This window comes from Escherichia sp. E10V10 (genome assembly GCF_004211985.1).
Classification (GTDB): domain Bacteria; phylum Pseudomonadota; class Gammaproteobacteria; order Enterobacterales; family Enterobacteriaceae; genus Escherichia.
On sequence record NZ_RHJO01000037.1, the window covers coordinates 15931 to 39752 of the forward strand.

Consider the following 23822-nt stretch of genomic DNA (forward strand, 5'->3'; position numbering starts at 1 on the left):
TAGCGCAAATTCAATAAATTGCGATTCTCTGGTCGGCATGATAATCATAGCGCATCAGGCAATTTTGTGCTTGTCATCAATCTCATCGTGTCTGCTTCATTTTTCCCATAATAGAGAAATTACAGTCCCCTATTATTAATGAAATTTTTACATAAGTGATATCAAAATCCACATACTAATCTGCGGTCATGTTTTAACGTAGACTAATGATTCATACGTAATGGAGGGACTGCTAGTGGAATTTTCCGTATTAAGCAACAATCTGAAAATGCCGATGATGGGATTTGGTGTTTTTCAGGTTACCGATAAAGAAGTATGTAAACAATCAGTGTTGAATGCTATCCGAACCGGTTATCGACTCATCGACACTGCAGCGGTATATGGTAATGAAGACGCCGTCGGCGACGCTATTCGTGAAGCCATTTCGGAAGGTTTCTGTACCCGCGAGGAGTTATTTATTACGTCTAAATTGTGGGTGCAGGACATGGTTGATCAGGATACGGCAAAAGCAGGTATTGAAGCGTCATTAAAAAAATCGGGACTTGAATACTTTGATCTCTATTTATTGCACCAGGCAATGCGCGATTATTTCAGTGCATGGCGTGCACTGGAAGAGGCCTATGAAGAGGGCAAACTGAAAGCGATTGGGGTTTCCAATTTCTATCCTCATGTTCTGGTAAACTTTTGTGAAACAGTCAGAATTAAGCCAATGGTCAACCAGGTTGAGTTGCATCCCTATTTTGCCCAACCAGAAGCGCTGGCAACCATGAAGTACTACAACGTGCAGCCTGAAGCATGGGCACCATTAGGCGGTGGAAGACATAAACCATTTGAAAACAGCCTGCTTCAGGGTATTGCAAATGCCCACCAAAAATCGATTTCTCAGGTAATTCTACGCTGGAATATTCAACGGGGAGTGGTTGTTATTCCAAAATCGACTCATCAGCATCGTATTGAAGAGAACTTCGTTATCTGGGATTTTTCACTGACAGAGAAAGAAATGGCGCAAATAAGCTCACTTGATCTGGGGTATGTTGGCGAATCCGTAAAACATTTTAATCCTGAGTTTGTTCGTGGCTGTCTTGGTGTAAAAATACATAACTAATTAGAGTTATCAGAATACTACCTGACCCGCACTCTGAAAATATAACCTATAGCAGGTGTTTTATATGTTTTCCGAAGGCGGGATCTCATAATGAAAATAAAGAATACACACTGAATCGCTTCAGTAAGATAAAATTACAATTATTAATGGTTGTGTAATTATTGTTAATGATTTTATTTATACTCATTTGGGGTCTGCTTTAATAGATGCCAAATGAGTAACTCTAAATGGCTATTTAAGATAAATTATATTGGATTCATGACGTTATTATATCGAATGGATGATTCCGCGTTGTTAGTGGCGATCATTATAAAAATGTGAGCGGCGCCGAAAGAAATAAAATTAGCTATTGCATCCAGGTATCCAATGATGGATTATTGATTTGTCATACAAATCGGATTGAATTTGTATTCTGCTACTCAATAAAAAAGCCGCCATTTTTATTGATGTCTGAAAACCCAGAAGGGGTGGTTGCGATCAGGCATAAATAGAAATGAAGCAATGGAGTATTGGTTGTGAATGTCAATTTCTTTGTTACCTGTATCGGTGATGCACTGAAATCAAGGATGGCACGAGACTCCGTGCTGCTCCTGGAAAAACTCGGCTGTCGCGTAAATTTTCCTGAGAAACAGGGATGCTGCGGTCAGCCTGCGATCAATAGTGGTTATATCAAAGAAGCGATCCCAGGAATGAAAAATCTGATCGCTGCACTTGAAGATAACGACGATCCCATTATTTCTCCCGCCGGTTCCTGCACTTACGCCGTAAAAAGTTACCCAACATATCTGGCTGACGAACCAGAATGGGCATCACGTGCAGAAAAGGTCGCCGCACGTATGCAGGATCTCACTTCTTTTATTGTCAATACATTAGGGGTAGTCGATGTAGGCGCCAGCTTGCAAGGGAGGGCGGTATATCATCCATCCTGTAGTCTGGCCCGTAAGTTGGGCGTGAAGGATGAACCACTTACGCTGCTAAAAAATGTACGTGGACTGGAGCTGTTGCCCTTTGCCGAACAGGATACTTGCTGCGGGTTTGGCGGTACGTTCTCGGTCAAAATGGCCGAAATTTCCGGCGAGATGGTGAAAGAAAAGGTTTCACACCTGATGGAGGTTTGTCCTGAGTATTTAATTGGTGCCGACATTAGTTGCTTGCTGAATATAAGTGGGCGATTACAACGGGAAGGGCAGAAAGTCAAAGTGATGCATATTGCTGAAGTGCTGATGAGCCGCTGAGGGTATAAAGATGTCGATCAAAACCAGTAATACAGAATTCAAGACACGCATCCGTCAGCAAATTGAAGATCCGATCATGCGCAAAGCGGTGGCAAACGCGCAGCAGCGTATTGGAGCAAATCGGCAAAAAATGGTCGATGAATTAGGTCACTGGGAGGAGTGGCGCGATCGTGCCAGCCAGATACGTGATCATGTTCTGAGTAATCTCGACGCTTATCTGTACCAGCTCTCCGAAAAAGTGACGCAAAACGGCGGTCACGTCTGGTTTGCAAAAACAAAAGAAGACGCTACCCGCTACATTTTACAGGTCGCCCAACGCAAAAATGCCCGGAAGGTGGTGAAATCTAAATCGATGGTGACCGAAGAGATTGGTGTCAATCATGTGTTGCAGGATGCTGGCATTCAAGTGATTGAAACCGATCTGGGTGAATACATTCTTCAGTTGGATCAAGATCCGCCATCTCATGTTGTGGTCCCGGCTATCCATAAAGATCGCCACCAGATCCGCCGGGTGCTACACGAACGTCTGGGCTATGATGGCCCGGAGACGCCTGAAGCGATGACCTTATTCATTCGTCAAAAGATCCGTGAAGATTTCCTCAGTGCCGAAATCGGTATAACCGGCTGTAATTTCGCGGTAGCAGAAACTGGTTCGGTATGCCTGGTGACCAATGAAGGCAATGCGCGAATGTGTACCACGCTACCTAAAACGCACATCGCGGTGATGGGGATGGAGCGTATTGCCCCCACGTTTGCCGAGGTTGATGTATTGATCACCATGTTGGCGCGTAGTGCCGTTGGCGCACGTTTGACGGGATACAACACCTGGCTGACAGGGCCGCGCGAAGCGGGGCATGTGGACGGGCCTGAAGAGTTTCATCTGGTTATTGTTGATAACGGGCGTTCTGAAGTGCTGGCCTCTGAATTTCGGGATGTGCTGCGCTGTATTCGTTGCGGAGCCTGTATGAATACTTGTCCGGCATATCGCCACATTGGAGGTCACGGATACGGCTCAATTTACCCAGGGCCAATCGGCGCGGTGATTTCTCCGCTACTTGGCGGCTATAAAGATTTTAAAGATTTACCTTACGCCTGCTCTTTATGCACGGCCTGTGACAGCGTGTGTCCGGTGCGTATTCCTCTGTCGAAACTGATTTTGCGTCATCGTCGGGTGATGGCTGAAAAAGGGATCACCGCAAAAGCAGAGCAACGGGCGATCAAAATGTTCGCTTATGCCAATAGCCATCCGGGATTGTGGAAAGTCGGGATGATGGCCGGTGCTCATGCGGCAAGCTGGTTTATCAATGGCGGCAAAACACCACTCAAATTTGGCGCGATTAGTGACTGGATGGAAGCACGCGATCTTCCTGAAGCTGACGGCGAGAGTTTCCGTAGTTGGTTTAAGAAACATCAGGCGCAGGAGAAAAAAAATGGATAATCGAAGCGAATTCTTGCAAAACGTTGCTCAGGCACTGGGCCGCCCGCTGCGACTCGAACCGCAAACGGAAGATGTGCCGCTTAACAACTATGCAAACGAGCGTCTTACTGAACTTAACCAGCAACAGCGCTGTGACGCGTTTATCCAGTTTGCCAGTGATGTCATGTTGACGCGTTGTGAACTGACCAGCGAGACGCAGGCCGCGGATGCTGCATTACGCCTGTGTAAAGAGCTGGGAGAGCAGTCGGTGGTGATTAGCGGTGACAGGCGACTGGAAGAGCTGGGGATCCGTGAGCGTTTACAACAGGAATGCAATGCCGCCGTGTGGGATCCGCTGAAAGGTGCCGAGAATATCTCGCAGGCAGAGCAGGCTAAAGTTGGCGTAGTGTATGCTGAATATGGCTTAACAGAATCGGGAGGCGTGGTGCTTTTTTCCGCTGCTGAGCGTGGGCGCTCGTTGAGTTTGCTCCCTGAGTCTTCAATTTTTATCCTGCGTAAAAGCACCATCCTGCCACGTGTGGCGCAACTCGCAGAAAAATTGCATCAGAAAGCGCAGTCCGGTGAACGTATGCCGTCCTGCATTAACATCATTAGCGGCCCTAGTTCAACGGCGGATATTGAGCTTATCAAAGTCGTCGGGGTTCATGGCCCGGTGAAAGCGGTATACCTGATTATTGAGGATTGCTGAGAGAGAGTAACATGAGAGTTACCTCACGTTTTTATAGCAGGATTCGGTCCCGTATCAAAACGGTAACTCTCAACCTTGCAAAGCCTACAGTCAAATCAAGTCGCGACTGAATTTTTAGCTCTAGCAGTATTCTATTCGCCACAAAATACGCAGCCGTGCTTCTCACCAATCATAATTGATGCATCCACCACGCGCAGGCCTTCCAGTTCGTATACGGCCCGTCGTCTCGTCGTAGTCTGTTCTGTACGCATCGCACGGGGGAAAGGCGGTTTCGGTGCAATTACGCACAAGTTCGTTGAGCTGTTCATCGGTCTGACAATCGACGCACAGGGAATAGTGTGATGTTCCAGGACGTGCATAAAACTGCGCCATGTCTGCATATGGTACGGGAATCATTGAACCACTGTAGAATTTTATGCATATATTATATATAGTTGTAACTTCATATCTTGTAATTCCTCTTAGTCACTTGTAAATCTTATATTCTATTAATTAACGGTTTTATATGAATGAAAGCTGAATGGATTCAGTCTTATGCGCATATATATTTATTAATAAGACAATTCTTATAATTAAATACCTAATAAGAGTTATCACCTTTGTCGGTTATATATTAAATGTGTAATGCCTGCTTCTTGTTTATATTTTGAGTTGATTTGAGCTCTTAGATACATATAATGCGCATATGTTCGAGACTGGGGGCTAATGTAAGGATTAAGTTAAGATTGTTAATTTGAAATAGGTATCCGGTAGTAAGTTAATCTATTATTACTCTCTGAACTACATGCCCAGGTATGTGGTTATCAATGTTATGCGTTTTTTTTGAATTTATATATGCCATGAGCAGCAACCGGGATGGCATTTTATACGTTGCTGTTTATGCAATCTTGGTTTTATTTGGATGTATTGCTGGAGATTGTGATGAATAAAATATATCGGCTAAAGTGGAACAGGTCCCGTAACTGTTGGAGCGTCTGCTCTGAACTGGGAAGCAAAATAAAAGGCAAAAAATCCCGGGCTGTTTTAATTAGCGCGATAAGTTTATATTCATCTCTGGCGTTCGCTGATAATGTCATCGTAAACCAGGATGCGACTATTGATTTTGGCAAAGAGAACAAGAGCATCGATTACCATATTACGGTGACCAATAATGCTAATCTGGTTATCAATGCGACAGAATCTTCTCGTCCACGTTTTACGCTCGACTCTGGTGGTGGGCTGGATATCACCGGAGGGAAGGTGCGTATCAATGGCCCACTTAACTTTTTGCTGAAAGGTACGGGATTCCTGAATGTCTCCAATGCTGGCAGCGAGTTATATGCTGATGATTTGTATGAGTCAAACTCAGGCATGAGACATGATCGCGGCTATTTCAATGTCTCCAACGGCGGCAAAATCCATGTTAAGGGCACCAGTCGTCTGACTTATACGCAGGGAAATGTCAGTGGTGAAGGCAGCCAGGTAAATTCTGAAACCTTCTTTATGGGCGTTTTCAGCAGTTACGGTGGTGATCAGTATCTGTCAGTTAATAACGGCGGTGAAGTTAATGCCAGTAAGCAAATTAGCCTGGGCTATTATAATCAAAACTCCGATACAACGTTGGCAGTCTCGGAAGGTGGTAAAATTTCTGCGCCTACTATTAGTTTAAGCACCAACTCTGAGTTGGCGTTAGGTGCACAGGAAGGAAGCGCAGCGAAGGCAGCAGGGATTATTGATGCCGAAAAAATTGAGTTTGTCTGGGCTTCGACATCCGATAAGAAAATCACCTTAAACCACACGGATAAAAACGCGACTATTTCCGCGGATATTGTCAGTGGCAGCGAGGGCCTGGGCTATATCAATGCGCTCAATGGCACGACTTACTTAACCGGTGATAACTCTGCCTTTAGCGGTAAAGTCAAAATTGAGCAAAATGGCGCTTTAGGGATCACCCAAAATATAGGTACAGCAGAAATCAACAACCGCGGGAAATTACACCTGAAGGCTGACGATAGTATGACCTTTGCCAATAAGATCTCTGGCAACGGTACAATAAGTATCGACAGTGGGACGGTGGAGTTGACCGGCAATAACTATGCATTCAGCGGATATATTGATGTTGCTTCCGATGCTGTCGCGGTTATTTCTGAAGACAAGAACATCGGCCGTGCAGAACTGGATGTTGATGGCAAACTGCAAATCAATGCCAATAAAGATTGGGTATTTGATAACGATCTTGAAGGTAGAGGCATTGTTGAAATAAACATGGGGAATCACGAATTCTCCTTCGATGAGTTTGCTTATACAGACTGGTTCCAGGGTTCACTGGCGTTCCAGAACACGACATTTAACCTGGAAAAGAATGCTGAGTTTCTGCAGAGAGGCGGGATCACTGCGGGTCAGGGAAGCCTGGTAACGGTGGGTAAGGGCGCTCACTCCATTAACACTTTGGGATTCTCCGGCGGAACCGTTGATTTTGGTGCCCTGACAGCGGGTGCACAGATGACAGAAGGGACAGTCAACGTTAGTAAAACGCTGGATTTGCGCGGCGAGGGTGTGATTCAGGTTTCTGACAGTGATGTTGTCCGCTCAGTATCTCGTGATATTGACTCCGCGTTATCGCTTACTGAAGTTGATGATGGTAACAGCGCCATTAAGCTGGTTGATGCGCAAGGTGCGGAAGTTCTGGGGGATGCGGGCAATCTGCAATTGCAGGATAAAAATGGGCAAATCCTCTCCAGCAGCGCCCAACGTGATATTCAGCAGAATGGGAAAAAAGCCGCCGTCGGCACTTACGACTATCGTCTGACGAGTGGGGTAAACAATGACGGTCTGTATATCGGTTACGGCCTGACCCAGCTTGATTTACACGCTACCGACAGCGATGCTCTGGTGCTGAGCTCTAACGGTAAAAGCGAGAATGCCGCCGATCTCAGCGCAAAGATTACCGGCAGTGGTGACCTGGCATTCAGCAGCCAGAAAGGTCAGACCGTATCGCTTTCTAACAAAGACAACGACTATACCGGTATTACCGATCTGCGCAGCGGGACGCTCTTGTTGAATAACGATAACGTGTTGGGTAATACCCGTGAACTGCGTCTGGCGGCAGAGACTGAACTGGATATGAATGGTCACAGCCAGACCGTGGATACGCTCAATGGGAGCGCCGATTCGCTGCTGAACTTAAACGGCGGGAGCCTGACTCTTGCCAACGGGGGGACTTCAGCCGGTTCGTTAACGGGTAACGGGGAGCTGAATATTCAGGACGGCACGCTGGACCTTGCGGGCGATAACAGCAACCTGACGGCTAATATGAATATTGCCAGCTCGGCTAATGTTCTGGTAAGTCATGCACAGGGATTGGGTAGCGCAAATGTTGAGAACAACGGTACCCTGGTGTTGAATAATAGCGCTGAAAAAAGAGCGGCTGTGCCTGTGAATTACACCCTTGGCGGCAACCTGACTAACAACGGTACGCTGATGACCGGAGAGTCTGGACAGCAAGCGGGCAACGCGTTAGTGGTGAAGGGGAACTACCATGGTGATAACGGCCGACTGGTGATGAATACGGCACTGAATGGCGATGATTCAGTGACGGATAAACTGGTTGTTGAGGGCGATACCAGCGGCACGACCTCCGTTACGGTGAATAACGCTGGTGGTACAGGTGCTAAAACGCTTAACGGCATTGAACTTATCCATGTTGATGGTAAGTCTGAGGGGGAATTTGTTCAGGCGGGGCGTATCGTTGCGGGCGCGTATGACTACACTCTCGCGCGTGGTAAGGGGGCAAACAGCGGAAACTGGTATCTGACCAGTGGTGGTGATTCAGCTGAACCGCAACCGGAGCCAGAGCCGATGCCGAACCCGGAGCCAAACCCGGAGCCGGAGCCAACCCCGAATCCAGAGCCGACCCCTAACCCGACACCTACGCCGGGTCCGGATCTGAATGTGGATAATGACCTGCGACCGGAGGCGGGTAGCTACATCGCGAACCTTGCAGCAGCGAATACCATGTTCACCACGCGTCTGCATGAGCGTCTGGGTAATACGGACTATACCGACATGGTGACGGGTGAGCAGAAACAAACCACTATGTGGATGCGCCATGAAGGTGGTCATAATAAATGGCGCGATGGCAGCGGCCAGCTGAAAACCCAAAGCAATCGCTATGTTCTGCAACTGGGAGGCGACATCGCGCAGTGGAGCCAAAACGGCAACGACCGCTGGCATGTTGGGGTCATGGCGGGATATGGCAACAGCGACAGCAAAACCATTTCCTCGCGAACCGGTTATCGTGCAAAAGCGAGTGTGAACGGATATAGCACCGGCCTGTATGCCACCTGGTATGCCGATGACGAATCGCATAATGGCGCGTATCTCGACAGTTGGGCGCAGTACAGTTGGTTTGATAACACAGTGAAAGGTGATGATTTACAAAGTGAATCCTATAAATCAAAAGGATTTACCGCTTCACTGGAAGCTGGATACAAACACAAATTAGCTGAATTTAATGGCAGCCAGGGAACGCGTAATGAATGGTATGTTCAGCCGCAAGCTCAGGTTACTTGGATGGGAGTCAAAGCCGATAAGCACCGCGAAAGCAACGGAACCCTCGTTCATAGCAACGGTGATGGCAACATTCAGACTCGACTTGGTGTAAAAACCTGGCTGAAGAGTCATCATAAAATGGACGACGGTAAATCCCGCGAGTTCCAGCCGTTTGTAGAAGTGAACTGGCTGCATAACAGTAAGGATTTCAGCACCAGCATGGATGGCGTGTCAGTCACTCAGGATGGAGCCCGAAATATTGCCGAGATAAAGACGGGTGTTGAAGGACAGCTAAATGCCAACCTGAATGTCTGGGGAAATGTGGGCGTTCAGGTTGCTGATAAGGGATATAATGACACCTCTGCAATGGTTGGCGTTAAGTGGCAATTCTGATCTGAATAATAAGTAAAAGGAGAGAGCCGAATGGGTACCAATTCGGCTCTCTGTGTCATTTTCTTGCAGTCAGCTTTTCCTGCCAGAGTGAAGACAAGCAGATTAAGCTGGCGCACAAGATTTAATCAAGGTGTGTTAAATGGCTTCGCATGATTTGAGTGTTTTTTTGGAAGAGTTCGGCGCAACGGTGAATTTGACGTTGCCTGGTATTGTGTCCGAAAAAGAACGGCTTTTACTCAAGCTGCTAATGGAGGGGATGTCGGTTACAGAAATCTCACAGTACAGAAATCGCAGTGCAAAGACAATTTCACATCAAAAGAAGCAGTTGTATGAGAAATTAGGCATCCAGAGTGATATTACCTTCTGGCGGGATATCTTTTTTCAGTATCACCCGCAGGTAACCACTGCCACGGGAAATAAAAATAAAATTTATCTTCCTGACAACCGTTGTCACCATATTGTCACACCTGAAGCCATCAGTCTGGCGCTGGAAAACCATGAATTCAAACCATGGATCCAACCGGTATTTTGTGCTCAGACAGGAGTACTGACAGGTTGTGAAGTGCTTGTTCGCTGGGAACATCCGCAAACGGGAATCATCCCGCCGGATCAATTTATTCCTCTGGCGGAGTCATCTGGTCTTATCGTCATAATGACCCGCCAGTTGATGAAACTGACTGCGGATATTCTGATGCCGGTAAAACATTTGCTGCCGGACAACTTCCATATTGGTATCAACGTCTCGGCGGGCTGTTTTTTGGCTGCGGGATTTGAAAAAGAGTGCCTGAACCTGGTTAAGAAATTAGGTAACGATAAAATCAAACTGGTTCTTGAGCTGACGGAACGTAACCCCATTCCGGTAACGCCAGAAGCCAGAGCGATATTTGATAGCCTTCATCAGCACAATATTACCTTTGCGCTGGATGACTTTGGTACGGGTTATGCGACCTATCGTTACTTGCAGGCGTTCCCGGTCGATTTTATTAAGATCGATAAGTCATTTGTGCAAATGGCGAGCGTGGACGAAATCTCCGGTCATATTGTCGACAATATTGTCGAACTGGCGCGTAAGCCTGGTCTGAGTATCGTAGCGGAAGGGGTAGAAACCCAGGAGCAGGCGGATTTAATGATCGGTAAAGGCGTTCACTTTTTGCAGGGCTATTTGTACTCCCCGCCAGTTCCGGGTAATAAATTTATCTCTGAATGGGTAATGAAAGCAGGTGGTTGATGTAAACCGCTATTCACAGCGCATCGGGAGGTTGGCAGCGATTAATTCTCCCGATGCAGTAAATCCTGATAGATCCCCGTTAATATGCCATTTGGCGCAAATTGTTTTTTAATCCACTGCGTCACCTGACCCGTAGCAGAATGCTGAGTCGCCAGTAACATGCGCGAATCCTGGCGCGGATTATGGATTTGTCGGGTAACCAGCAGGGATTGCGTCATCGCCTCACGGACCATGTAATCCGGCAAAAAACCAATCCCTTCACCTAAAATCTGGCACTGACATTTGGTGTTGAAATCTGGCACCAGAATTGACTCCTGCCCATGCAGCAACCAGCCCACTTTTTTATTAATCGTATGCGCGGTGTCCTCCACCATGATATTAGGGTAGAGACGCAGTTGGCTTTCGGCGATCGGCTCCGGCACAAAGGCTAACGGGTGATCCGGCGCGATAGCAAAAGCCCAGCGAATCGCGCCAATTTCAGTGTAATCAATGCCGCCACCGTCCAGCAGTGTATCGGGTGCGCCGATGGCGATATTTGCCTGATTATTAATAATTGCATCCCAGACGCCGTTATACACTTCGGTCGTCACGGTAATCTGGCAGGTAGGAAACTGCTTTTTCAGCACCTGTAATAAGCGCGCGGTGTGTTTGGGCGTATAAAGCAGCTGATTAATACAAATGCGCACCCGTGCTTCTATGCCCTGCGAAATAGTATCGATACTGCGTTTGATGGCGTGAAAATCATTCAGCAGGTCGGTAGCTTTGCGGAAAAAATAACGCCCGGACTCGGTTAACTCAATGCTGCGGGTGTTGCGAGTGAACAGCACCACATCCAGCCCCGTCTCCATACGCTTGATGGTGTAGCTAATGGCGGAAGTGGTTAAACCCAACTCTTCTGCGGCTTTACTGAAACTGCCAAAACGCGCAGCGGTAGTAAATGCCAACAGATTCTCTTCGGTAAAAATTGAGTTCATTAAACCATTCCCGCCATTATCTACTATGAATTTCTCCAGCTATGACTGTAGAGGTATCGGTTAAAGATAGATAATCATTTTTGAATAACTTTTAATACCCGTCGCGTTTAGTCGTCGCTTCGCTTAATTTTTGTCCGCCATATTCTGAAATTATCCCCACGCAGTTACCCGCCAGAAAACCCAGTAACGTCACCGTCCAGTTCATCCCGCTGGCAAAAAACAGCGTCATGCCGAGAAAGCCACCGGGAATAAATGACAGTAACCAGAAACGCCCTTGCCAGACCACCACCGCCGAGAAGGGGACAGTCGTAATCACGCTCGCCCAGAACCCGGAAATCCCACTCACCGAGGCCAGCCAACCAGCAGCCAGCGCGGCGAAAAACGCCCACACCATCCCGGAATAATTAACCGCCAGACTTCTGATAAACCCCGATTTACCGCCGCCTGCGGCATAAAAACTGCAAAAGGCGACGAACCCAATGGTACCTAATAATTCCCATCCCTGAGAAAGCCCAACATGTGAAGACACTAACTGCCAAAGCCCTGCACAAATACCGACGGTGACACCCGTTGCCGTGAGTCCGTTCATCTTGTTCCCCTCTGGTTAGACATGGACGAAAGCTACTCTTACATGTGCAGACTATAGAGAAATAAAACCTGATTGAGTGAAAGGGTATCGGGTCAAAGAAACAAATGTTGCACTACCGCACACTGCGAAAAGATTGTTGAACATCATTCAACAAAAAGGCGAAATACGGCGAATTAAATTTAAGCGGGTTCTTTTATCAGATTATCGTTGCTATTCTCAATTCATCGAAAACAGCCACAAAAACCAGGGGAATGTGAATGACGATAAAAAATCTACCTGCCGACTATTTATTGGCTGCACAACAGGGCGATATCGATAAAGTAAAAACCTGTCTTGCGCTGGGTGTCGATATAAATACCTGCGATCGCCAGGGGAAAACGGCAATTACGCTGGCAAGTTTATATCAGCAATATGCTTGCGTTCAGGCATTAATTGATGCCGGGGCGGATATTAATAAACAAGACCTGACATGTTTAAATCCTTTTTTAATGAGCTGCCTGAACGGTGATTTAACGCTGCTACGAATTATTTTACCGGCTAAACCAGACCTTAATTGCGTCACCCGTTTTGGCGGTGTCGGCCTGACGCCTGCCTGTGAAAAAGGCCATTTAAGTATTGTAAAAGAGCTTTTGGCGCATACGGAAATTAACGTTAACCAGACCAACCATGTTGGCTGGACGCCACTACTGGAAGCGATTGTGCTTAACGATGGCGGGATTAAACAGCAGGCGATTGTCCAGCTATTGCTGGAACACGGTGCCAGCCCGCATCTGACCGATAAATATGGCAAAACGCCGCTGGAACTGGCGCGGGAACGGGGCTTTGAAGAGATTGCGCAGTTACTGATTGCCGCAGGTGCATAAACCGGGAGGCTTGCTATCAACACACCAGAAAAACGGTGTGTGTGGGCGCTAACTGCGGATGCGGATTTTCTGGCGCAGCGGGGGCAAGGACAGGTTGAACAGGTCTTTGCCAGAGCGGTAAATATCGCACTCCCGGCCTGCCAGCAGTTGCTGACGCTGCTTTGTGAAGAGTACGACAATGCGCCAAACAGTTGTCGGTTGGCACTCACTCACTTTGATGGTCTGTTCCGGCATGGTGATAAGGTTCAGTTTGACGATCAAGGCATTACGGTTGGTCAACATCTTCATATAGAGATGAGTCGTTGTCGGCGTTGGCTGTCCCCAACCTTGCAAATGACCGCTGTGAATTTTCACCTTATCGCCTGGCAACAGTGGCACGACATTATTCATCAGCACCTGGGGGGAAATGAAACCCTGTTTAATTATCGCGGCGATAATCCGTTTTATCAGGCGTTAAATAAAGAACTACATATTAAACGACAAGCAGTTATTCAGGCCGTAAACGAAAAACAAAATATCGCCGCAGCGGTCGCCAGTATGATGGGCTTAGGGATTGGCCTTACGCCATCAGCTGACGATTATTTAACAGGTCTGGCACTTATTTTATTTATATCCGGGCATCCGGCGGAAAAATACAAAGAGGAATTTTATCTCGGTCTGCAACGCGGCAAAAATAATACCACGTTATTAAGTGCCATAACGCTGGAAGCCGCATTACAACAGCGCTGCCGGGAAAATATTCATCGCTTTATTCACAACATTATTTATGACATCCCTGGGAACGCAACTCAGGCAATAGAAAAAATTAAACATATTGGCTCCAGTTCCGGCTGCGACATGCTGTATGGCATGGCCGATGGTTGTGCGCTGAGCCAAACCTACGGAGGGAATTATGTCAGTTAAAATAGTCATTAAACCGAATACCTATTTTGATTCTGTCTCGCTGATGTCTATCTCCACGCGTGCAAATAAACTCGACGGCGTCGAGCAGGCATTTGTGGCGATGGCGACCGAAATGAACAAAGGCGTACTGAAAAATTTAGGGCTGCTGACGCCGGAGCTGGAACAGGCGAAAAACGGCGACCTGATGATTGTCATTAACGGCAAAGCGGGCGCGGACAACGAGCAGTTGCTGGTGGAGATTGAAGAGTTGTTCAACAGCAAAGCGCAAAGCGGCTCGCACGAGGCACGTTACGCCACGATTGCCAGCGCCAAAAAGCATATCCCGGAAAGTAACCTGGCAGTGATTTCGGTCAACGGCCTGTTTGCTGCGCGCGAAGCGCGTCAGGCGCTGCAAAACGACCTTAACGTGATGCTGTTTTCCGATAATGTCTCGGTTGAAGATGAACTGGCGCTCAAGCAGCTGGCCCACGAAAAAGGGCTGCTGATGATGGGGCCAGACTGCGGCACGGCGATTATCAACGGCGCGGCGCTCTGCTTTGGTAACGCCGTGCGTCGCGGCAACATCGGTATTGTTGGCGCATCCGGCACCGGCAGCCAGGAACTGAGCGTCCGTATTCATGAATTTGGCGGCGGCGTTTCGCAACTGATTGGCACCGGTGGGCGCGACCTGAGCGAGAAAATCGGCGGCCTGATGATGCTCGACGCTATCGGGATGCTGGAAAACGATCCGCAAACTGAAATCATTGTGCTTATCTCCAAACCGCCAGCGCCTGCGGTGGCCCGCAAAGTGCTGGAACGCGCGCGCGCCTGCCGCAAGCCGGTGGTGGTCTGCTTCCTCGGTCGCGTTGAAACGCCGGTGGATGAGCAGGGGCTCCAGTTTGCCCGCGGCACCAAAGAGGCGGCGCTAAAAGCGGTGATGCTCTCCGGCGTGAAACAGGAACATCTCGACCTGCATACGCTTAACCAGCCGTTGATTGCGGATGTGCGTGCGCGTCTGCAACCGCAGCAGAAATACATTCGTGGCCTGTTCTGCGGCGGCACGTTGTGCGACGAAACCATGTTCGCGGTGATGGAAAAACATGGCGATGTCTACAGCAACATTCAGCCCGATCCGGAATTCCGCCTGAAAGATATCAACCGCAGCATCAAACACACCTTCCTCGACTTTGGCGATGACGACTTCACCAACGGCAAGCCGCATCCAATGATTGACCCCACCAACCGCATCAGTCGCTTGATCGAAGAGGCGCGCGATCCAGAAGTGGCGGTGATCGTGATGGATTTTGTGCTCGGATTTGGATCGCATGAAGATCCGGTCGGCTCCACCCTCGAGGCGATCAAAGAAGCGAAAGCGATCGCCGCTGCCGAAGGACGCGAGTTGATCATTCTCGCCTATGTGCTGGGTACCGATCTTGATACGCCATCGTTAGCACAACAAAGCCAGATGCTGCTTGATGCCGGAGTGATTCTGGCGAGCAGCAGCACCAATACCGGATTGCTGGCGCGTGAATTTATCTGCAAAGGGGAGGAAGCCTGATGAGCCAGTCACTGTTTAGCCAACCATTGAACGTTATTAACGTCGGCATCGCCATGTTTAGCGATGACCTGAAAAAGCAGCATGTAGAAGTGACCCAACTTGACTGGACGCCGCCGGGGCAGGGCAATATGCAGGTGGTACAGGCGCTGGATAACATTGCCGATTCGCCGCTGGCAGACAAAATCGCCGCCGCTAACCAGCAGGCGCTGGAGCGCATTATCCAGTCGCATCCGGTGCTGATTGGTTTTGATCAGGCGATTAACGTGGTGCCGGGCATGACGGCGAAAACCATTCTTCACGCCGGGCCGCCCACCACCTGGGAAAAAATGTGCGGCGCGATGAAAGGCGCGGTCACCGGGGCGCTGGTGTTCGAAGGGCTGGCGAAAGATCTCGATGAGGCGGCTGAACTGGCGGCCTCCGGGGAGATCACCTTCTCGCCGTGCCACGAGCACGACTGCGTGGGATCGATGGCGGGCGTTACCTCTGCCTCGATGTTTATGCACATCGTGAAAAACAAAACCTACGGCAACATCGCTTATACCAATATGAGCGAGCAGATGGCGAAGATATTGCGCATGGGCGCTAACGACCAGAGCGTGATTGACCGCCTCAACTGGATGCGCGATGTGCAGGGGCCAATGCTGCGCGACGCGATGAAAATTATCGGCGAGATCGATCTGCGCTTAATGCTGGCGCAGGCGCTGCATATGGGCGATGAATGCCATAACCGCAATAACGCCGGGACGACGCTGCTGATTCAGGCGCTGACGCCGGGGATTATTCAGGCCGGTTATTCCGTCGAGCAACAGCGCGAAGTGTTTGAGTTTGTCGCCAGCAGCGACTACTTCTCCGGCCCGACGTGGATGGCGATGTGTAAAGCGGCGATGGATGCGGCGCACGGCATCGAATACAGCACCGTGGTGACCACCATGGCGCGTAACGGCGTCGAGTTCGGCCTGCGGGTCAGCGGATTACCGGGGCAGTGGTTTACTGGTCCGGCGCAGCAGGTCATCGGCCCGATGTTTGCCGGTTATAAGCCGGAAGATTCGGGGCTGGATATCGGCGACAGCGCCATCACCGAAACCTACGGTATTGGCGGATTTGCTATGGCGACCGCGCCTGCGATCGTCGCGCTGGTGGGCGGCACGGTGGAAGAAGCTATCGATTTCTCTCGTCAGATGCGTGAAATCACTCTTGGGGAAAACCCCAACGTCACCATTCCGCTGCTCGGTTTTATGGGCGTGCCGTCGGCAATCGATATCACCCGCGTGGGCAGCAGCGGCATTCTGCCGGTGATCAACACCGCCATTGCCCATAAAGATGCGGGCGTCGGCATGATTGGTGCGGGCATTGTGCATCCACCATTCGCCTGCTTCGAGAAAGCCATTCTTGGCTGGTGCGAACGTTACGGCGTCTGACCTGCAAAGTACGCGTTGTCTCTGCCGGATGCGGTGTGAACGCCTTATCCGGCCTACGAATGGCCCGAGAATTTGTAGGCCTGATAAGCGTAGCGCATCAGGCATTTGTCACCACTGTCGGATGCGGCGTGAACGCCTTATCCGGCCTACGAGTGGAGCAAGAATCTGTAGGCCTGATAAGCGTAGCGCATCAGGCATTTGTCACCATTGCCGGATGCGGCGTGAACGCCTTATCCGGCCTACGAATGGCGCAAGAATCTGTAGGCCTGATAAGCGTAGCGCATCAGGCATTTGTCACCATTGCCGGATGCGGCGTGAACGCCTTATCCGGCCTACGAATGGCCCGAGAATTTGTAGGCCTGATAAGCGTAGCGCATCAGGCATTTGTCACCACTTTCGGATGCGGCGTGAACGCCTTATCCGGCCTACGAATGGCCCGAGAATTGTAGGCCTGATAAGCGTAGCGCATCAGGCATTTGTCACCATTGCCGGATGCGGCGTGAACGCCTTATCCGGCCTACGAGTGGCGCAAGAATCTGTAGGCCTGATAAGCGTAGCGCATCAGGCATTTGTCACGATTGCCGGATGCGGCGTGAACGCCTTATCCGGCCTACTAATGGCACAAGAATTGTAGGCCTGATAAGCGTAGCGCATCAGGCAATTTGGCGTTGGTCATAACCTCATCACCCTCTGTAGCGGACATAACAACATGAAAGAACTTGTGGTCGTTGCCATTGGTGGCAACAGCATTATCAAAGATAACGCCAGCCAGTCGATTGAGCATCAGGCGGAGGCGGTGAAAGCCGTCGCCGATACGGTGCTGGAAATGCTGGCTTCCGATTACGACATTGTGCTGACCCACGGCAACGGGCCGCAGGTCGGGCTGGATTTACGCCGTGCGGAGATTGCCCACGAGCGCGAAGGGCTGCCCTTAACGCCGCTGGCGAACTGTGTGGCGGATACGCAAGGCGGCATTGGCTACTTGATCCAACAGGCGTTGAACAACCGACTGGCGCGTCACGGCGAGAAAAAAGCCGTCACCGTGGTGACTCAGGTGGAAGTGGATAAAAACGATCCGGGGTTTGCCCATCCCACCAAACCCATTGGCGCATTCTTCAGTGAAAGCCAGCGTGACGAATTACAAAAGGCAAACCCTGACTGGCGTTTTGTTGAAGATGCCGGACGGGGCTATCGCCGCGTGGTCGCCTCGCCGGAACCGAAACGTATTGTCGAAGCGCCTGCCATTAAGGCGCTGATCCAACAAGGCTTTGTGGTGATTGGCGCGGGCGGCGGCGGAATTCCGGTGGTGCGCAGCGAAGCGGGGGATTACCAAAGCGTGGACGCGGTTATCGATAAAGACCTCTCCACTGCGCTACTGGCTCGCGAAATTCACGCCGACATTCTGGTGATCACCACCGGCGTGGAAAAAGTGTGTATTCACTTTGGCAAGCCGCAGCAGCAGGCGCTGGATCGCGTAGATATTGCCACCATGACCCGCTATATGCAGGAAGGGCATTTCCCGCCTGGCAGCATGTTGCCAAAAATCATCGCCAGCCTGACATTCCTGGAACAGGGCGGCAAAGAAGTGATTATCACCACGCCGGAATGCCTGCCTGCGGCGCTGCGCGGTGAAACGGGCACTCATATTATTAAAACGTAAGGACGTAAGATGAAAGAAAGCAATAGCCGCCGTGAGTTTCTGAGCCAGAGCGGTAAGATGGTCACCGCCGCCGCGCTGTTTGGTACCTCTGTGCCGCTCGCCCATGCGGCGGTCTCTGGCACCACAAACTGCGAAGCGAACAACACCATGAAAATCACTGACCCGCATTACTATCTCGACAACGTGCTGCTGGAAACTGGATTTGACTACGAAAATGGCGTGGCGGTGCAGACCCGCACGGCGCGCCAGACCGTGGAGATTCAGGACGGCAAAATTGTTGCCCTGCGCGAGAACAAGCAGCATCCGGACGCCACGCTGCCGCACTATGACGCTGGCGGTAAGTTGATGCTGCCCACCACCCGCGACATGCATATTCATCTCGACAAAACCTTTTACGGCGGGCCGTGGCGCTCGCTCAATCGTCCGGCAGGCACCACCATCCAGGACATGATCAAGCTCGAGCAGAAAATGCTGCCGGAGCTGCAACCGTACACTCAGGAGCGGGCAGAAAAGCTGATCGATTTATTGCAGTCGAAAGGCACCACCATTGCCCGCAGCCACTGTAATATCGAACCGGTTTCCGGCCTGAAAAATCTGCAAAATTTGCAGGCGGTGCTGGCACGACGTCAGGCGGGTTTCGAGTGTGAAATTGTCGCCTTCCCGCAGCACGGTTTGCTGCTGTCGAAATCGGAACCCTTAATGCGTGAAGCGATGCAGGCAGGCGCGCATTACGTCGGCGGGCTGGACCCAACCAGTGTCGATGGCGCGATGGAAAAATCCCTCGACACCATGTTCCAGATTGCGCTGGACTACGACAAAGGCGTCGATATTCACCTGCACGAAACCACTCCGGCAGGCGTGGCAGCCATCAATTATATGGTTGAAACGGTGGAGAAAACGCCACAGCTGAAAGGCAAACTGACCATCAGTCACGCCTTTGCGCTGGCAACGCTCAACGAGCAACAGATTGATGAACTGGCGAACCGGATGGTGGCGCAGCAAATTTCTATCGCCTCGACGGTGCCGATTGGCACGTTGCATATGCCGCTCAAACAGCTCCACGACAAAGGCGTAAAAGTGATGACCGGCACCGATAGCGTTATCGACCACTGGTCGCCTTACGGCCTGGGCGACATGCTGGAAAAAGCCAATCTCTACGCGCAGCTTTATATTCGTCCTAACGAACAGAATTTATCCCGCTCGCTGTTTTTAGCCACTGGCGATGTGTTGCCGCTGAATGAAAAAGGCGAGCGTGTGTGGCCAAAAGCGCAGGATGACGCCAGCTTTGTGCTGGTGGATGCCTCCTGTTCCGCCGAGGCGGTGGCGCGTATCTCGCCGAGAACGGCGACGTTCCATAAAGGACAGCTGGTGTGGGGGAGTGTGGCAGGTTGATACGCATTTGATGTGTTTGCAACGGTGAAAGTAAGAGATTTAAAGCCCCAGGGAGTGGGGCTATTTGAATATGAGTGTGTCGGCAGTGGTTTGCTCATGAATCATCCTGAACTTTATAATCTCCAGGCATAATTTTTAGGGGATTATTTGAGAGAAATACACAAAAAAAGAGTGTTAACAAAGATATTTATCAAGCCATAAATGTGACCTGCTTCGGATAAAAAAGATTAAGCGTAGAAAAACCAATGATACTCTTGCTGATTATTATCAAGAGTAATTATGATGTGATTTATTTTTCCATGATTGCGTAAATATTCCCATGTCCATAGAAGAAAATATCTCACAAAAATATCCTCATGCTTCCTGTTGTACTTTTGGCGATTCAGCAGCGTTGGCCGATCACCTCGCAACGTTGATTGCGACTGGTGTTAAAACTGCTTCCTGTGGTTCGCTGGCGGGATGTATTGAGGACAACGCGTTTCCGATCATTGGTGAGTATAAGATTGTGCAAAATAGCGCTGGCGAGCCTGTTTGTGTTATCAGAATTATTGGCCTGCATTTACTGCGCTTTTCTGATGTCACTGAAGAGTTTGCCCGTAAGGAAGGCGAAGGTGATCTCAGTCTTAAATATTGGCGTAATGAACACCGTCGTTTTTTCGAGGCGGAAGGAAGTTATTCGCCAGAAATGGACGTTATCTTCGAAGAGTATGCCCTTATTGACGTTGTGTAGATAATTAATTTATCTGCGCCCAAAAACCAACATAAATATCGCCAGTTATATTTATTTTGCGTTTTTACGCATGGCAAAAAACACCTCTATTGGCCCAGTGGGGAACGTTGCTGCTCTGTTTCATTCAGGTACGCGGTATGTTGGGGCTGGATCGGGCGGCTTAAATATTGGCTATATTCAATGGACGCGTTTTGCCGCGATGACATATCAGGCATCGCCAAACACACATAGCTAACCAGGAGTAAACGCAATGAAGATCAAAGCTATTGGTGCATATTCCGCTAAACAACCGCTGGAACCGATGAACATCACCCGACGTGAACCGGGACCGCATGATGTCAAAATCGAAATCGCTTATTGTGGTGTCTGCCATTCCGATATCCACCAGGTCCGTTCGGAGTGGGCGGGGACGGTTTATCCCTGTGTGCCTGGCCATGAAATTGTGGGGCGCGTGGTGGCCGTTGGTGATCAGGTGGAAAAACATGCGCCGGGCGATCTGGTAGGCGTCGGCTGTATTGTCGACAGTTGTAAACACTGCGAAGAGTGTGAAGACGGGCTGGAAAACTATTGTGACCACATGACAGGGACCTATAACGCGCCGACGCCAGACGAGCCGGGCCATACTCTGGGCGGTTATTCGCAGCAAATTGTTGTTCATGAGCGTTACGTTTTGCGTATTCGCCACCCGCAAGAGCAGCTTGCCGCCGTTGCGCCGTTGCTGTGTGCAGGCATTACGACCTATTCACCGCTGCGCCACTGGCAGGCCGGGCCAGGTAAAAAAGTGGGCGTGGTCGGCATTGGCGGTCTGGGGCATATGGGAATCAAGCTGGCCCACGCGATGGGAGCGCATGTGGTGGCGTTTACCACTTCTGAATCAAAACGCGAAGCGGCAAAAGCCCTGGGGGCTGATGAAGTCGTTAACTCGCGTAATGCCGATGAAATGGCGGCCCACGTGAAGAGTTTCGATTTCATTTTAAATACAGTTGCTGCGCCGCATAATCTCGATGATTTTACGATTTTGCTGAAACGCGATGGCACCATGACGCTGGTTGGCGCTCCCGCAACGCCGCATAAGTCGCCGGAGGTTTTCAACCTGATCATGAAACGCCGCTCAATTGCTGGCTCGATGATTGGCGGCATTCCGGAAACCCAGGAGATGCTCGACTTCTGCGCCGAACATGGCATCGTAGCTGATATAGAGATGATTCGGGCCGATCAAATTAACGAAGCCTATGAGCGAATGTTGCGCGGCGATGTGAAATATCGCTTTGTGATTGATAATGGCACGCTAACGGACTGAAAAATTAAATATAGCGCGTAGTGCTGCATATAACGTCGCTCTCCGGCACTAAGAGAGCGACAACATTCAGCGCAGGGGCAAGAGTTCGCTGCCTGTGTAAAGTGCTCAGCCGACATAAACTCAATGTTGCTTACTAAATGATCAACAAAGATATTTTGTGAATGTATGAGTTGACATTCATATGAAAAAAATCATAATTCCGTCATGTTCGCGTAGGGCAGTTTCTGTATCTTATGCATCGCACCAGGGCCTGACAGGAAATATGCTGTAAGGTTCGTATCAAAAAACCGCCATTAGCTCATCAGGAAGAGCAGACGACAACCAGGATTGTTGTATGGTACGGGGTTCGAGGCCTCGATGGCGGTCCAATTTCTCAATTGGGTTGGTTACAATTATCAGCTCACCGATGTGTCACTCCTTCATAAATCAGCCGTAGCGCAAAGACACCAATAATCGCACCAATAACCCGACTGGCAACGCGCTGCATACGCCCGTATGCACGACGCACGGCGGGTAAAGAAAACGCCTGACTAAGAAATACACGCCAGATAATAGATGCGAGCACAATCCCTGCCCAAGCCATAAACCGCGCCCAGGTCGGCGTTTCTGCGCTTAACGTCACTGAGAAGATACTGATAAAAAATAAAACTGTTTGTGGATTAGAGAGATCGGTAATGAGTCCACGGCGGAAAAATACATACCAGGGAGCATTAAGCGGCTGCTGTAATGCACTCATCTGTGGTGTTGATTGTCGGCGCATACTGTTCCAGGCAAACCATAAAAGATAAGCGCCGCCGACGATTTTAATGAGTGAGAATATCTCTTCACACTGGGTAATGAGCGTCGCCATCCCAAACAATCCCAACCCGGAATAGATGGCATCGCCAAGCGCCACGCCAAGCCCGGTGAGTACACCTGCACGACGGCCTGAGGCCAGGCTGGTTTGTACCACGACAAAAAGATTTGCCCCAGGATTAAAAAAGGTGATGACGAACAGTCCGACGGTCAGGTAAACGGCGTGCAAAGGGTCCATAGTGATTTCACCCATAAATAAGCTGAATTAACTTCATCATATTTATAGTAAAAATGACTGAATGCGAGCGCGATCACAAAGACCGTGGATCTCAAAAGAGTGCCACCTGTACGTGACAGGTGGCAAAGTGGCATTAAAAGAGATATTTCATGCCCAGCATTCCCTGGGTATCACTGTAACCATTGTCGCCCAACTGCTGGGCGACGTTACCCCACAGTTGCAGACGCGGAGTAAGCTGACCTTCCACCCCGACTTTTAACTCGCCTGCGTTACGCGCGCCGATGATCTCATCACTGATGCCATCCATCTTCACGCTGTAATTGCGGGAGTTATAAATCCAGTTGGCTTCCACGAAAGGCTGGAAAGAACGCTCTTTATGATCATCAATAGCATGATGACCCTGCAGATATGCTTTCACCCCCAGACGTGTTTGCAGGTTGCCTTCGGTGCTGTCCTCAACCAGCGTGCCATTGTCTTCCGTATGGTTGTCTGCCTTCACATCCATCCATGTCAGTTGCATTTTGGGCTGCAGCCAGTAGCTGGTGCGGGCATCTGCGCTTTCACCAAGACGGAAGGTATAACCCGCTTCAATGGCGGCGGTGATGCCGTCAGAGTGATATTTCTCACTCGGCAGGTACTCGCCGGAGACGGTGTTATCAAACCAGTTATAGAGCAACCAGCTGTCAACATAAGTCCCTGTTTTGTCTGCTTCATTAGCGTACCAGGTGCCATACACGCCCACACTGTAGCCGTCGATTTGCCCACGTGAGCTGTACCCGGTCAGGCTGGAATGCGTGTGACTCTTG

Annotated in this window: 18 protein-coding genes and 3 pseudogenes; 16 read left to right on the forward strand and 5 right to left on the reverse strand. The window is 49.8% G+C overall.

The features are described 5' to 3' along the window. Window positions 1–235: 235 nt before the first annotated feature. The 4 genes from D9736_RS22350 to D9736_RS22365 all read left to right on the forward strand — a co-directional run bounded on the left by D9736_RS22350 (window position 236) and on the right by D9736_RS22365 (window position 4466). Entirely contained in the window at window positions 236–1105 is an 870-nt protein-coding gene (locus D9736_RS22350) for an aldo/keto reductase (protein WP_130259191.1), read from the forward strand. 515 nt (window positions 1106–1620) lie between these two features. Then, entirely contained in the window at window positions 1621–2340 is a 720-nt protein-coding gene (locus D9736_RS22355; RefSeq protein WP_130218352.1) for a (Fe-S)-binding protein, read from the forward strand. Window positions 2341–2350: 10 nt separating this feature from the next. Beyond that, window positions 2351–3778: a LutB/LldF family L-lactate oxidation iron-sulfur protein gene (locus D9736_RS22360; RefSeq protein WP_130224197.1), complete on the forward strand. Its 1428-nt coding sequence runs from the start codon at window positions 2351–2353 to the stop codon at window positions 3776–3778. Then, window positions 3771–4466 carry a lactate utilization protein C gene (locus D9736_RS22365; protein WP_130259192.1) on the forward strand — a complete coding sequence of 232 codons (696 nt, stop codon included), beginning with the start codon at window positions 3771–3773 and terminating at the stop codon, window positions 4464–4466. The genes D9736_RS22360 and D9736_RS22365 overlap by 8 nt, the downstream gene beginning before the upstream one ends. Window positions 4467–4497: 31 nt before the next feature. On the opposite strand, the pseudogene D9736_RS22370 reads toward D9736_RS22365, so the two are convergent. Next, window positions 4498–4790 (reverse strand): annotated as a pseudogene (locus tag D9736_RS22370) (hypothetical protein); the annotation flags it as partial. A gap of 597 nt (window positions 4791–5387) precedes the next feature. On the opposite strand from D9736_RS22370, the gene ehaA reads away from it, so the two are divergent. Together ehaA and D9736_RS22380 are read left to right on the forward strand one after the other, a co-directional pair. Then, a complete protein-coding gene (gene ehaA / locus D9736_RS22375) occupies window positions 5388–9389 on the forward strand; it encodes an autotransporter adhesin EhaA (protein ID WP_130259194.1) in 4002 nt (1333 codons plus the stop codon). A gap of 139 nt (window positions 9390–9528) precedes the next feature. Then, window positions 9529–10617: an EAL domain-containing protein gene (locus D9736_RS22380; protein ID WP_130259195.1), complete on the forward strand. Its 1089-nt coding sequence runs from the start codon at window positions 9529–9531 to the stop codon at window positions 10615–10617. A gap of 41 nt (window positions 10618–10658) precedes the next feature. On the opposite strand, the gene D9736_RS22385 is transcribed toward D9736_RS22380, so the two are convergent. Continuing rightward, window positions 10659–11591, reverse strand: coding sequence for a LysR substrate-binding domain-containing protein (locus D9736_RS22385; protein WP_063069923.1), 933 nt, complete (start codon window positions 11589–11591; stop codon window positions 10659–10661). A gap of 91 nt (window positions 11592–11682) precedes the next feature. Then, window positions 11683–12180: a DUF1097 domain-containing protein gene (locus tag D9736_RS22390; RefSeq protein WP_001013877.1), complete on the reverse strand. Its 498-nt coding sequence runs from the start codon at window positions 12178–12180 to the stop codon at window positions 11683–11685. A gap of 257 nt (window positions 12181–12437) precedes the next feature. Between D9736_RS22390 and D9736_RS22395 the strand changes: the two genes are divergently transcribed. The 10 genes and pseudogenes from D9736_RS22395 to yahK all read left to right on the forward strand — a co-directional run bounded on the left by D9736_RS22395 (window position 12438) and on the right by yahK (window position 21983). Next, the gene (locus D9736_RS22395) at window positions 12438–13043 is read left to right on the forward strand and encodes an ankyrin repeat domain-containing protein (protein ID WP_000153100.1); all 606 of its coding nucleotides are present in this window, start codon (window positions 12438–12440) and stop codon (window positions 13041–13043) included. A 39-nt stretch (window positions 13044–13082) separates the two neighbouring features. After that, on the forward strand, window positions 13083–13946 hold the full coding sequence (locus D9736_RS22400; protein WP_130259196.1) for a DUF2877 domain-containing protein: 864 nt from the start codon (window positions 13083–13085) through the stop codon (window positions 13944–13946). After that, entirely contained in the window at window positions 13936–15483 is a 1548-nt protein-coding gene (fdrA, locus tag D9736_RS22405; RefSeq protein WP_130259197.1) for an acyl-CoA synthetase FdrA, read from the forward strand. The genes D9736_RS22400 and fdrA overlap by 11 nt, the downstream gene beginning before the upstream one ends. Then, the gene (locus D9736_RS22410; RefSeq protein WP_130259198.1) at window positions 15483–16901 is read left to right on the forward strand and encodes a DUF1116 domain-containing protein; all 1419 of its coding nucleotides are present in this window, start codon (window positions 15483–15485) and stop codon (window positions 16899–16901) included. The genes fdrA and D9736_RS22410 overlap by 1 nt, the downstream gene beginning before the upstream one ends. 35 nt (window positions 16902–16936) lie before the next feature. Beyond that, window positions 16937–17185 (forward strand): annotated as a pseudogene (locus D9736_RS23800) (hypothetical protein); the annotation flags it as partial. A gap of 30 nt (window positions 17186–17215) precedes the next feature. Continuing rightward, window positions 17216–17535, forward strand: a pseudogene (locus D9736_RS23805) (hypothetical protein). A gap of 75 nt (window positions 17536–17610) precedes the next feature. Continuing rightward, window positions 17611–18561 (forward strand): carbamate kinase family protein, encoded by a 951-nt coding sequence (locus tag D9736_RS22420; protein WP_000661631.1) that lies wholly within the window; start codon window positions 17611–17613, stop codon window positions 18559–18561. 9 nt (window positions 18562–18570) lie between these two features. Next, entirely contained in the window at window positions 18571–19953 is a 1383-nt protein-coding gene (locus D9736_RS22425; protein ID WP_130259200.1) for an amidohydrolase family protein, read from the forward strand. 319 nt (window positions 19954–20272) lie between these two features. Then, entirely contained in the window at window positions 20273–20683 is a 411-nt protein-coding gene (locus tag D9736_RS22430) for an ASCH domain-containing protein (protein ID WP_130259201.1), read from the forward strand. A 250-nt stretch (window positions 20684–20933) separates the two neighbouring features. Beyond that, window positions 20934–21983: an NADPH-dependent aldehyde reductase YahK gene (gene yahK, locus D9736_RS22435; protein ID WP_130224219.1), complete on the forward strand. Its 1050-nt coding sequence runs from the start codon at window positions 20934–20936 to the stop codon at window positions 21981–21983. Between the two features lie 400 nt (window positions 21984–22383). Here the strand turns inward: yahK and D9736_RS22440 are convergent, their stop codons facing one another. Together D9736_RS22440 and D9736_RS22445 are read right to left on the reverse strand one after the other, a co-directional pair. Continuing rightward, window positions 22384–23016 (reverse strand): LysE family transporter, encoded by a 633-nt coding sequence (locus D9736_RS22440; protein WP_130218317.1) that lies wholly within the window; start codon window positions 23014–23016, stop codon window positions 22384–22386. A 133-nt stretch (window positions 23017–23149) separates the two neighbouring features. Then, window positions 23150–23822 (reverse strand): autotransporter outer membrane beta-barrel domain-containing protein (locus D9736_RS22445; RefSeq protein ID WP_130259202.1); only part of this gene is annotated, 673 nt, incomplete at its 5' end.

What these genes read in the sequence shown, in the direction of transcription:
- D9736_RS22440 (WP_130218317.1), bottom strand. Translation starts at nt 23,016, where the DNA reads ATGGACCCTTTGCACGCCGTTTACCTGACCGTCGGACTGTTCGTCATC.
- D9736_RS22410 (WP_130259198.1), top strand. Translation starts at nt 15,483, where the DNA reads ATGAGCCAGTCACTGTTTAGCCAACCATTGAACGTTATTAACGTCGGC.
- ehaA (WP_130259194.1), top strand. Translation starts at nt 5,388, where the DNA reads ATGAATAAAATATATCGGCTAAAGTGGAACAGGTCCCGTAACTGTTGG.
- D9736_RS22395 (WP_000153100.1), top strand. Translation starts at nt 12,438, where the DNA reads ATGACGATAAAAAATCTACCTGCCGACTATTTATTGGCTGCACAACAG.
- D9736_RS22420 (WP_000661631.1), top strand. Translation starts at nt 17,611, where the DNA reads ATGAAAGAACTTGTGGTCGTTGCCATTGGTGGCAACAGCATTATCAAA.
- yahK (WP_130224219.1), top strand. Translation starts at nt 20,934, where the DNA reads ATGAAGATCAAAGCTATTGGTGCATATTCCGCTAAACAACCGCTGGAA.
- fdrA (WP_130259197.1), top strand. Translation starts at nt 13,936, where the DNA reads ATGTCAGTTAAAATAGTCATTAAACCGAATACCTATTTTGATTCTGTC.
- D9736_RS22390 (WP_001013877.1), bottom strand. Translation starts at nt 12,180, where the DNA reads ATGAACGGACTCACGGCAACGGGTGTCACCGTCGGTATTTGTGCAGGG.
- D9736_RS22385 (WP_063069923.1), bottom strand. Translation starts at nt 11,591, where the DNA reads ATGAACTCAATTTTTACCGAAGAGAATCTGTTGGCATTTACTACCGCT.
- D9736_RS22380 (WP_130259195.1), top strand. Translation starts at nt 9,529, where the DNA reads ATGGCTTCGCATGATTTGAGTGTTTTTTTGGAAGAGTTCGGCGCAACG.
- D9736_RS22430 (WP_130259201.1), top strand. Translation starts at nt 20,273, where the DNA reads ATGTCCATAGAAGAAAATATCTCACAAAAATATCCTCATGCTTCCTGT.
- D9736_RS22360 (WP_130224197.1), top strand. Translation starts at nt 2,351, where the DNA reads ATGTCGATCAAAACCAGTAATACAGAATTCAAGACACGCATCCGTCAG.
- D9736_RS22365 (WP_130259192.1), top strand. Translation starts at nt 3,771, where the DNA reads ATGGATAATCGAAGCGAATTCTTGCAAAACGTTGCTCAGGCACTGGGC.
- D9736_RS22425 (WP_130259200.1), top strand. Translation starts at nt 18,571, where the DNA reads ATGAAAGAAAGCAATAGCCGCCGTGAGTTTCTGAGCCAGAGCGGTAAG.